Origin of the sequence: Paraburkholderia sp., from assembly GCF_049581445.1 — a bacterium.
Classification (GTDB): Bacteria; Pseudomonadota; Gammaproteobacteria; order Burkholderiales; family Burkholderiaceae; genus Paraburkholderia.
In genome coordinates this window covers 1-10,041 of sequence record NZ_JBAURZ010000049.1, presented here as the reverse complement: position 1 = coordinate 10,041, position 10,041 = coordinate 1, and the positions used below count along the sequence as shown (strand labels likewise).

9 protein-coding genes and 1 pseudogene are annotated in these 10,041 nt (G+C 61.9%); 4 read left to right on the top strand and 6 right to left on the bottom strand.

Annotation, left to right across the window (positions count from 1 at the left end; all coding sequences use genetic code 11):
* The 4 genes from WCA85_RS03430 to WCA85_RS03415 all read left to right on the top strand — a co-directional run.
* On the top strand, positions 1 to 998 hold a 998-nt coding region (locus tag WCA85_RS03430; RefSeq protein ID WP_424061773.1), incomplete at its 5' end, for an amidase family protein.
* Positions 999 to 1,000: 2 nt separating this feature from the next.
* The gene (gene gatB / locus WCA85_RS03425) at positions 1,001 to 2,476 is read left to right on the top strand and encodes an Asp-tRNA(Asn)/Glu-tRNA(Gln) amidotransferase subunit GatB (RefSeq protein ID WP_424061772.1); all 1,476 of its coding nucleotides are present in this window, start codon (positions 1,001 to 1,003) and stop codon (positions 2,474 to 2,476) included.
* 150 nt (positions 2,477 to 2,626) lie between these two features.
* The gene (locus WCA85_RS03420; RefSeq protein WP_424061771.1) at positions 2,627 to 3,466 is read left to right on the top strand and encodes a PPK2 family polyphosphate kinase; all 840 of its coding nucleotides are present in this window, start codon (positions 2,627 to 2,629) and stop codon (positions 3,464 to 3,466) included.
* Between the two features lie 73 nt (positions 3,467 to 3,539).
* Positions 3,540 to 4,319: an exodeoxyribonuclease III gene (locus WCA85_RS03415; RefSeq protein WP_424061770.1), complete on the top strand. Its 780-nt coding sequence runs from the start codon at positions 3,540 to 3,542 to the stop codon at positions 4,317 to 4,319.
* A 48-nt stretch (positions 4,320 to 4,367) separates the two neighbouring features.
* Here the strand turns inward: WCA85_RS03415 and WCA85_RS03410 are convergent, their stop codons facing one another.
* The 6 genes and pseudogenes from WCA85_RS03410 to WCA85_RS03385 all read right to left on the bottom strand — a co-directional run.
* Positions 4,368 to 5,642: a M48 family metallopeptidase gene (locus WCA85_RS03410; RefSeq protein ID WP_424061769.1), complete on the bottom strand. Its 1,275-nt coding sequence runs from the start codon at positions 5,640 to 5,642 to the stop codon at positions 4,368 to 4,370.
* 26 nt (positions 5,643 to 5,668) lie between these two features.
* Positions 5,669 to 7,063 (bottom strand): AmpG family muropeptide MFS transporter, encoded by a 1,395-nt coding sequence (locus tag WCA85_RS03405; RefSeq protein ID WP_424061768.1) that lies wholly within the window; start codon positions 7,061 to 7,063, stop codon positions 5,669 to 5,671.
* 12 nt (positions 7,064 to 7,075) lie between these two features.
* A complete protein-coding gene (gene metW, locus WCA85_RS03400; RefSeq protein WP_424061767.1) occupies positions 7,076 to 7,684 on the bottom strand; it encodes a methionine biosynthesis protein MetW in 609 nt (202 codons plus the stop codon).
* Entirely contained in the window at positions 7,681 to 8,826 is a 1,146-nt protein-coding gene (gene metX, locus WCA85_RS03395) for a homoserine O-succinyltransferase MetX (RefSeq protein ID WP_424061766.1), read from the bottom strand. Before metX ends, metW begins: the two co-directional genes overlap by 4 nt.
* Before the next feature lie 252 nt (positions 8,827 to 9,078).
* Positions 9,079 to 9,780: a nucleoid occlusion factor SlmA gene (gene slmA, locus WCA85_RS03390; RefSeq protein WP_424061765.1), complete on the bottom strand. Its 702-nt coding sequence runs from the start codon at positions 9,778 to 9,780 to the stop codon at positions 9,079 to 9,081.
* Positions 9,747 to 10,041: pseudogene (locus tag WCA85_RS03385) on the bottom strand (HAD family hydrolase); the annotation flags it as partial. The pseudogene WCA85_RS03385 and the gene slmA, both read right to left, overlap by 34 nt.

The following is a 10,041-nucleotide window of genomic DNA, read 5'->3' as shown; positions in this document are numbered from 1 at the left end:
GCACGGACACGGGTGGCTCGATCCGTCAGCCGGCGTCGTTCTCCGGCATTACCGGCATCAAGCCGACGTACGGCCGCGTGTCGCGCTACGGCATGATCGCGTTTGCGTCGTCGCTCGACCAGGGTGGTCCGATGGCGCAAAGCGCGTCTGACTGCGCGACGCTGCTCAATGCCATGGCTGGTTTTGATACGCACGATTCGACCAGTCTTGAGCGCGCCGACGAAGATTACACGCGCTACCTCGGCCAAACCTGGTCTGCTGATGGCGCGACCAACGCAGCAGGCAAGCCGCTTGCCGGTCTGCGTATCGGCTTGCCGAAGGAATACTTCGGCGCGGGCCTCGCAGACGACGTACGCGCGGCCATCGATGCCGCACTGAAGCAATACGAAGCACTCGGCGCGACGCTAGTCGAGGTCACGTTGCCGAAAACCGAGCTTTCGATCCCCGTGTATTACGTGATCGCACCGGCGGAAGCCTCGTCGAACCTGTCGCGTTTCGACGGCGTGCGCTACGGCCACCGCGCCGCGGAGTATCGCGATCTGCTCGATATGTACAAGAAGTCGCGCGCCGAGGGTTTCGGTCCCGAGGTGAAGCGTCGTATTCTCGTGGGTGCATACGTGCTGTCGCACGGCTACTACGACGCCTACTACCTGCAGGCGCAGAAGATTCGCCGCATCATTGCGCAGGACTTTCAGGAAGCGTTCAAGCAGTGCGACGTGATCATGGGACCGGTCGCGCCGTCGGTGGCGTGGGATCTCGGTGCGAAGGGTGACGATCCGGTGCAGATGTATCTGGCCGATATCTACACGCTGTCGGTGAGTCTTGCCGGCCTGCCCGGCATGAGCGTGCCGTGCGGCTTCGGCGCGGGTGCCAATGCACAGCGTCCGGTGGGTCTGCAGATTATCGGCAACTATTTCAATGAAGCTCGCATGCTGCAGGTTGCAGACGCGTTTCAGCGTGCCACGGACTGGCACCGCAAAGCACCGGCGGGAGTGTGAACATGGCCAAAGAATGGGAAGTTGTCATCGGTCTCGAGACGCACACGCAGCTCTCGACCGTCTCAAAGATTTTCTCGGGCGCGGCGACGCAGTTCGGCGCTGAACCGAACACGCAGGCTTGCCCCGTCGATCTGGCATTGCCGGGCACGCTGCCGGTGATGAATCGCGGCGCAGTCCAACGTGCGATCGAATTCGGTCTGTCCATTGGCGGGACCATCGCGCCGCGCAGCATTTTCGCGCGCAAGAATTATTTTTATCCGGACCTGCCGAAGGGCTACCAGATCAGCCAGTACGAGATTCCGGTCGTGCAAGGCGGACAGGTCACGATTCAAGTGCCGGCTAATGAAAAGGCGGGCAAGGAAGCGTACGTCAAGACAGTCAATCTGACGCGTGCTCACCTGGAAGAAGATGCCGGCAAGTCGCTGCATGAGGACTTCGCGGACATGACCGGGATCGATCTGAATCGCGCCGGCACGCCCTTGCTCGAAATCGTCACCGAGCCGGAAATGCGCAGCGCGGCCGAAGCCGTCGCGTACGCGAAGACGCTGCATACGCTCGTCACATGGCTCGGCATCTGCGACGGTAACATGCAGGAAGGCTCATTCCGTTGCGATGCGAATGTGTCCGTGCGGCCAGTCGGACAAGCGGAGTTCGGCACGCGTGCTGAGATCAAGAACCTGAACTCATTTCGCTTTCTCGAAGAAGCGATCCAGTACGAAGTACGCCGCCAGGTCGAACTGATCGAAGACGGCGGCACGGTGGTGCAGGAAACGCGTCTGTACGATCCTGACAAGCGCGAAACGCGTTCGATGCGCAGCAAGGAAGACGCGCACGACTACCGCTATTTCCCGGACCCGGATCTGATGCCGCTCGTGATCGACGCGGCGTGGGTGGAGCGTGTGAAGGCCGAGATGCCGGAGTTGCCGGTGGCAATCCAGCAACGGCTGGTCGACCAGTACGGCCTGACTCAGTACGACGCGGTCGTGCTGACTTCAAGCAAGGCAATGGCCGCGTATTACGAAGCAGTGGTGGTGAAGGTCGGCGCAGCGCAGGCCAAAGTGGCCGCGAACTGGATGATGGGCGAAGTGTCTTCGCTATTGAACCGCGAAGGACTCGACATTGCCGACAGCCCGGTATCGGCTGCGCAACTTGCGCTGCTGCTGCAACGCATCGCCGACGGCACGATCTCGAACAAGATCGCAAAGGAGATTTTCGTCGCGATGTGGGACGAGAAAGCTACCGACGAAGCCGCCGCTGACCGCATCATCGAAGCGAAGGGTCTCAAGCAGATCTCGGATACCGGCGCGCTCGAAGCGATCATTGATGAAGTGCTCGCGGCCAATCAGAAATCAGTTGAGGAATTCCGCGCGGGTAAGGAAAAGGCGTTCAACGCGCTGATCGGTCAGGCCATGAAGGCCACCAAGGGCAAGGCCAATCCGCAGCAGGTCAACGAACTGCTGAAGAAGAAGCTGTCCTGAACGCAGCGATGCACACGCTGAAGCTAGTGCTTCAGTGAGTGCACAGCTTCGGTCATAACGGGCCGTTGCCGGACGAAAGTGGGGCAGCGGCCCGTTTCCTTTTGCGGGCGCCGCTGCGTCAGACGCAGCGGCTGATTCTGGAGACAACGCATGGCGAAAAAACCGGAACTCGACGATTACCGCGTACCGTACTTCGACGACGCCAAGAAGATCGAGAAATTCGCGCTGACGAATCTCGATCCGGGGACGAAGCCGCTTTCGACGGGCGCGAAGGATGCCGACCGTCAGCGCCTAGCCGAGATCGGGGCACGACTCGACGCATTGCAGGAGTGTCTGCACGCGCAGCGAGTACAGCGTGTTTTGCTAGTGCTGCAAGGGATGGATACGAGCGGCAAGGACGGCACGGTCCGCGCGGTGTTTCACGAGGTCGATCCACTCGGCCTGCGCATCGTGCCGTTCAAGGCACCGACGCCCACAGAACTCGCGCATGATTTTCTCTGGCGTGTGCATTCGCAGGCGCCGGCCGCTGGTGAGCTGACGGTGTTCAACCGCAGTCACTACGAGGACGTGCTGGTGCCGGTCGTGCTGGGGCAGCTTGACCGCGACCAGCGTGAGCGGCGCTTTCGCCATATCCGCGAGTTTGAAGGCATGCTCGCGGACAGCGGCACGACGATTATCAAATGCATGTTGCACATCTCTAAGGACGAGCAGCGCGCGCGGCTGCAGGCGCGTATCGACGATCCGACCAAACACTGGAAGTTCGACGTATCGGATCTCGAAGCGCGCAAGCAGTGGGACCAGTATCAGAACGCGTATCAAGACATGCTGGCAGCAACCTCGACGCCTTACGCGCCCTGGTACATCATCCCTGCGGACTCGAAGACGCATCGCAACGTGATGGTGGCCGAACTGCTGCTGCGCACGTTCGAAGGCTTGAAGCTTGAATACCCGCCCGCGAAGGAATCGCTCAAGGGCGTGAAAATCGAATGAGGGCGCCAGACGTTGGCTCCGTCCTCGACTCAACCATGAACTCGTAGTAACGAATCAACAACCAAGGAACGACATGTTGCGTGTGATTACCGCCAACCTGAACGGAATCCGCTCTGCGGCGAAGAAAGGTTTTTTCGACTGGTTCGGTGAACAGAAAGCCGACGTGCTGTGCGTGCAGGAAATCAAATGCTCGCAGGACGACATGACCCCCGAATTCCTCGCGCCGCATAACTTCACCGGCTACTTCCAGCACGCAGTGAAGAAGGGCTACAGCGGCGCTGGGGTGTATACCCGTCACGAGCCGGATGAGGTCGTGATCGGTTTCGGCAGTGAAGAGTTCGACCCGGAAGGGCGCTATGTGGAGTTGCGCTTTGGCACGCTGTCGGTGGTGTCGGTGTATGTGCCGTCGGGATCGAGCGGCGAGGACCGCCAGCAGGCCAAGTTCCGTTTCATGGATGAGTTCATGCCGCACCTCGCCGAACTCAGCAAGGAGCGCGAAGTAATCGTGTGCGGCGACGTGAATATCGTCCACAAGGAAATCGACATCAAGAACTGGAAGAGCAATCAGAAGAACTCAGGTTGCCTGCCGGAAGAACGCGAGTGGCTGACCAGGCTGTTCGACGAAGTGGGCTACGTCGACGTGTTCCGTACGCTCGATCAGCGTCCCGAGCAGTACACGTGGTGGAGCAATCGCGGCCAGGCGTATGCGAAGAACGTAGGGTGGCGGATTGATTATCAGATCGCTACGTCGGGTATTGCCGGCAAAGCGAAGCGCACGGACGTGTTCCGTGACATCAAGTTCAGCGACCACGCGCCGCTGACGGTCGACTACGACCACAAGCTCAAGAAGTAAGGCGGGGTTGTTACCGCCGGATCAGATGAGGCGCGCTCGTTGCACGCTTCACCGATCGCGGGATTGCGTGCGGCGCGGGCGGCCGATGCCGCCGTAGTCGGGCAGCGTGTCGACGGTTTTGCCAATCGCCTTCGCATAGAGCGACAGCATGTCGGGTAGCCGTTTCATGATGTCCGCACGACGCGCCGGCGTGTACGGATGAACGTAGATGTAGCCCTGATCGAGATTACTATGCGTCGCTGCGGCCAGTTTGTCCCACAAGGTGACGGCCGCGCGTGGATCGTAACCGGCGCGTGAGGCGATGTCGCTGCCAATCACGTCCGCCTCCGTTTCGTCGGTGTTCGAGTATTTCATTTCGAGCAGTTGCGAACCGATGCCGAGCGGAGCCACGCCAAGATCCGCGAGGCCGAACAACTGCGGAATCGTCCCGGACGAATCGAGTTGCGCGGACTGTTGTTCACCTAGGCGTTCACGCGCGTGCTCGCGCAGCGCGTGCGCGATCTCGTGGCCCAGCAGCATGCCGAGTTCATTGTCGTTTAGACGTACGCGATCAAGGATCCCGCTGTAGATCACGATCTTGCCGCCCGGCAGACAGTACATGCGGATATCGGGCGAGCGGATCACCGCGATTTCCCACTTCCAGCTCTTAGCTCGCTCGTTCCATTTCAGAGAATACGGAATCAGCTTGTCCACGATCGTGCGCACGCGGATCACGCGCGCGTCGTTGTCGGGATAGAGCCGGTCGGCGTGGGCTGCGCCGCGCACGATTTCGGCGAATTCGTCGGCCGCCTGCGCCTCGAGCGCTGGCGATGGAATCAGGTTGCGAAACACCGCGTATCTGCCGAACTGCATCGACGGGATGGGCGTGTAAGCCGGTGGTCGATTCTCGGCGGCGGCTGACGCCGGCGCTGAACTCGGGTTTGCTTCCGGGGCCGGCGCGGGACTGCCGCTGCGTGCGGGCTGTCTGGCGGTCACGGGAGGAGGCGCTTGTACGCCCGATGTGGCTGCTGGCGACGTTGCAGTCGCTGCACTTGCCGCGTTGACGACGTTCGCGTTGGGGCTACTGCTCGCACCGGCGCCGCCGGCTTCGTTCGATGAGGTTCCAGCGGCATTGTCCGCAGGCGCGGCGTTCGGCGCTGATTTCGCAACAGGCGCACTGGCGGACGCCGGAGCCGAAGCGTTAGCCGGTGAGGCGAGGGCTGGCATGGCCGTCGCATAGGCGCTCCATGGCATAGCCAGCGTGCTGGTAGCGAAGACAACGGCCAGCGCTACATGCAGCGCGCGCCGTGCTCTGGTCGTGGCATGACGCAGTCGCGTCGCCATGGCCGCTCGCCTTGTAGCGACGATGTTCACGACTTCGCTCTCCACGGGGCGATGCGCAGCAATAGCAGCATGCCGGGCAACGCTAGCGCGGTACAGGCAAGAAAGTACTCGAACCAGCCGATCTGCGCGACCACATAGCCGCTCGCCGCCGAGGCCAGCGTGCGCGGTACCGAGGCAAGACTCGTGAAAAGCGCGAATTGCGTGGCGGTGTAGCGCGGATCGGTTGTGCTGGCGATGTAAGCGGTGAAGGCCGCCATCGTCAAGCCGGTGGCGAAGGTCTCGAGACCGTAGACGAGCGCCAGCGCGACCGAGCGCGGATCGAGTTGCACGGTCCAGTCAATGCCGAACACCGAAAGCAGTTTCGTCACCGCATGGCTAGTGAAGACGGCGAAATCGTAGATCTCGGTGAGCCCCGGCGAGGCCGGTCCGAGATGCGCAAGCCACGCAAAGCCCAGCGTCGATACCATCTGCAGCACGCCAAATACCCATAGCCCGCGGCCAATGCCGATGCGCATCATCCACAGGCCGCCTACGATCCCGCCCGCGAGGCTCGCGCCGAACGCGGTCGTCTTGGCGATCACGCCGATCTGCGTGCGCGAATAGCCGATGTCGAGGAAGAACGATGTCGACAGATTGGTCGCCATCGTGTCGCCGAGCTTGTACAGGAAGATAAAGCTGAGCACGAACAGCGCGCCGCGCCAGCCGTCGCGCAGGATGAATTCGCGGAACGGCTGAACGATCGCATCACGCAGGTTTTTCGGCGGCGCGCCGTGCACTTCGGGCTCGCGCACGACGAGCGTCATGATCATGCCCGGCACCATGAACGCAGCGGTGACGATGAACACGGTGGTCCACGGCAGATGGTCCGAGAGGATCAGCGCTAGCGACCCAGGCACCAGCGCGGCGATCTTGTAAGCGTTCACGTGCACCGCGTTGCCGAGGCCCTGCTCGGTATCGGTCAGCAGTTCGCGCCGGTAGGCGTCAATGGAGATATCCTGGCTCGCGCCGAAGAACGCGACCAGCGCGGTCAGCGCGGCAACCGTCCAGATCGAGTCGTGCGGCGACACGAAGCCGAGCGTGGCAATTGCGCCGGCGACCAGAATCTGCGTGACCAGCATCCAGCCGCGTCGCCGTCCGGGTCGCCAGCCCGGCAGGCGAGGCACGTAGCGGTCCATGAGCGGCGCCCAGACGAACTTCCACGTATAGGGGAACTGGATCAGCGCGAAAAGGCCGATCTCCTTCAGATTGACACCTTCCGAGCGCAACCACGCCTGGACCAGATAGACGAGCGTAAACAGCGGCAGTCCCGACGTGAAGCCGAGAAAGACGCAGATCAGCATGTGCGTGTTCAGAAAGGCACGCCAGCCGGGATGTTCTACGTGAGCGGTAAGTGCAGGCGCCTCGTGCGGCGGGTTTGACATGTGAGCGAGAGATTAGCTTTTCTTGACGCGATAGACCGCAAGACTACCACGCCAGTTCACGCCCCAACGCACCGCCTGACCGCCATGCAGCACCACACGGTCGAGAATCTTGATGCCGACCTCGGGCGCCAGCGCCTCGAAATCCTTGATGGTCAGCACACGCACGTTCGGCGTGTTGTGCCATTGGAACGGCAGCGACTTCGATACGGGCATCCGGCCCTGCAGCACGGCAAGCCGGTGCGACCAATAGCCGAAGTTCGGAAACGACACGATGCATTCCTTGCCGACCCGCACCGTCTCACGCAGGATCGCGGCGGTCTGATGAATGGTTTGCAGTGTCTGCGACAGGATCGCGAAATCGAAGCTGCCGTCCTCGAAGAGGCGCAGGCCGTCTTCCAGATTCTGCTGGATCACGTTGACGCCGTTTTTCGTCGAAGCAAGCACGCCGGCGTCGTTGATCTCGATGCCATAGCCCGAAACGTCGAGTTCCTCGGTCAGCAGCGAGAGTAGCGAGCCATCGCCGCAGCCCAGGTCAAGCACCGTCGCGCCCGGTTCGACCCAGCGGGCGATGGCGCGGAAGTCGGGGCGCAGCGCAAGATAATCGAGAGCGCGCTGGTTCATGCGTTCACCTCTGTGGCGATACGTTCGTAATAGGCGCGCATCAGGTTGTGATAGCGCGCGTCGTCGAGCAGGAAGGCGTCGTGGCCGTGCGGGGCGTCGATCTCGGCGTAGGTCACGGTGCGTTTGTGATCCAGCAGCGCCTTCACCAGTTCGCGCGAGCGGGCCGGCGCGAAGCGCCAGTCGGTCGAGAAGCTGGCGATCAGGTACTTCGCCGTCGTATGCGCGACGGCTTTGGTCAGATCGCCATCGAAAGCCTTGGCGGGATCGAAATAGTCGAGCGCTCGGGTGATCAGCAGGTAGGTGTTGGCGTCGAAATAGTCGGCGAACTTGTCACCCTGATAGCGCAGATACGATTCCACTTCGAACTCAACGTCGAAGTTGAAGTTGTAGGCGTCCAGCGCGCCTTCGGCTCGGCGCAGCGAGCGGCCGAATTTCTCGGCCATGTCGTCGTCGGACAGATACGTGATGTGGCCGATCATGCGCGCCACTCGCAGCCCGCGCTTCGGCTTCACGTTATGGGCGTAGTAGTTGCCGCCGTGAAAGTCGGGGTCGGACAGGATCGCCGACCGGGCGACCTCATTAAAGGCGATGTTCTGCGCGGACAGCTTGGGCGTCGACGCCACCACGATGCAATGGCCGACGCGCTCCGGGTACATCACGCTCCACGCGAGCGCCTGCATGCCGCCAAGGCTGCCGCCCATCACCGCCGCAAAACGCTGAATGCCGAAGGCATCAGCCACGCGCGTTTGCGCGTTCACCCAGTCTTCAACGGTGACGACCGGGAAGCTTGCGCCATACGGTTCGCCGGTTGCAGGATCGAGACTCATCGGTCCGGTCGAGCCGAAGCATGAACCGAGGTTGTTCACGCCAATCACAAAGAACTTGTCGGTGTCGAGCGGCTTGCCGGGGCCGACCATGTTGTCCCACCAGCCGACGTTTTTCGGGTCGGCCGTATAGACGCCTGCCACATGGTGCGAGGCGTTCAACGCGTGACAAACCAGCACCGCGTTGCTGCGGGCCGCGTTGAGCGTGCCGTAGGTTTCGACCATCAGGTCGAAACTGGCCAACGAGCTGCCGTTCTGCATGAGCAGCGGCTCGGAGAAATGCATTTTTTGAGGAGCGACGATGCCGATCGATTCCATTCATTCCGCCTTCTACAGGGGCGGCTAAATGGTGTCGGCGCGGAAAGAGACTGGATGCGCGGCTGACGACCTCTTTAGCCGCATTTATAGTGAACCGCCGGAACAGATTCCAGCTGGTTCGCGCGCCCGCAATCGAGTCAGCAAATCGGCGCGTCAGTAACAACATTCAGGCGCAAAGTATAGCGGAAAATCCGGCGCGGCAGCGTCATGGAGGCCAGGGCGGCCGCGCGTCCGCCCGTTGTCGCAAGTGGACTACTGGAGAATCAGTCTGAGCTGGGCGTCCGCATGTTCAGCCGGGTTGCGCGCAAAGCCGCTTCGCACGTAGCGGTGCCAGCGGCCCACGATGTAGCTGAGCAACAGGTTGGCGCGCACGGCGGGATCGTAGTCCGTCGGTAACGGCACGGACGTGGCTTGCGCCGCAGAGTTGGCCGCTGCCGTCTCCTGGACATTGGCGTCCATCAGACCGAGACGCAGGCATTGCTTAAGCGAGGCTTCAACGCGTTCGAGGATCTGGTTGACGCGCTCGGTGAGCCGTTCGTGTTCACCGACTAGCGCTTCGCAGGTCAGCATGCGTGTCATGCCGGGATTTTTCGCGGAAAAGTTGAGCAGCATCAGGGCGATCGCTCGGGCCTGCAAGACGCCGTTCGGCTCCTTCGTGACGATCTGGTTGATCAGCCCGAAGATCGATTGCTCGATGAATTCGATCAGGGCTTCGAACATTTGCGCCTTGCTGGCGAAATGCCGGTACAGCGCGGCTTCCGACACGCCGAGCCGCGCGGCAAGTGCCGCCGTGGTGATCTTTTCGTTCTTCGGCGCCTCCAGCATGGCGGCGAGCGTCTGGAGGATATGCACGCGCCGCTCGCCGGGTTTCAGGCGCGTCGCACGGTGCGGGGCACTGCCCGGGGCTGGCTGGTCTTCGGTTACGGCCTCGTCATGCTTGTGATCCGGTTGCATGTCTGTCGTCCCTTCAGTCGCACTGAGCGGGTGCCCAATCTGAGTGATTTTAGCGAACGAATGCGTCGGTCGACATAGTGCGGACGGCCAGTGCCCGGCAACGGGCCCGCCATGCCATCCGCGCGGGCAGGATTCGGCAGATGGCCGACGATCCACACGGTGCGGATACCCAGCCGGCGATAGTTCTTCAGGTGCGACCGGGTATCTTCGACGAGGATCGCGTCGGCGAGCGGCACGTGTGCGTCGCGCATGGCCCGGCGC

What these genes read in the sequence shown, in the direction of transcription:
- gatB (WP_424061772.1), top strand. Translation starts at nt 1,001, where the DNA reads ATGGCCAAAGAATGGGAAGTTGTCATCGGTCTCGAGACGCACACGCAG.
- WCA85_RS03420 (WP_424061771.1), top strand. Translation starts at nt 2,627, where the DNA reads ATGGCGAAAAAACCGGAACTCGACGATTACCGCGTACCGTACTTCGAC.
- WCA85_RS03415 (WP_424061770.1), top strand. Translation starts at nt 3,540, where the DNA reads ATGTTGCGTGTGATTACCGCCAACCTGAACGGAATCCGCTCTGCGGCG.
- WCA85_RS03410 (WP_424061769.1), bottom strand. Translation starts at nt 5,642, where the DNA reads ATGGCGACGCGACTGCGTCATGCCACGACCAGAGCACGGCGCGCGCTG.
- WCA85_RS03405 (WP_424061768.1), bottom strand. Translation starts at nt 7,063, where the DNA reads ATGTCAAACCCGCCGCACGAGGCGCCTGCACTTACCGCTCACGTAGAA.
- metW (WP_424061767.1), bottom strand. Translation starts at nt 7,684, where the DNA reads ATGAACCAGCGCGCTCTCGATTATCTTGCGCTGCGCCCCGACTTCCGC.
- metX (WP_424061766.1), bottom strand. Translation starts at nt 8,826, where the DNA reads ATGGAATCGATCGGCATCGTCGCTCCTCAAAAAATGCATTTCTCCGAG.
- slmA (WP_424061765.1), bottom strand. Translation starts at nt 9,780, where the DNA reads ATGCAACCGGATCACAAGCATGACGAGGCCGTAACCGAAGACCAGCCA.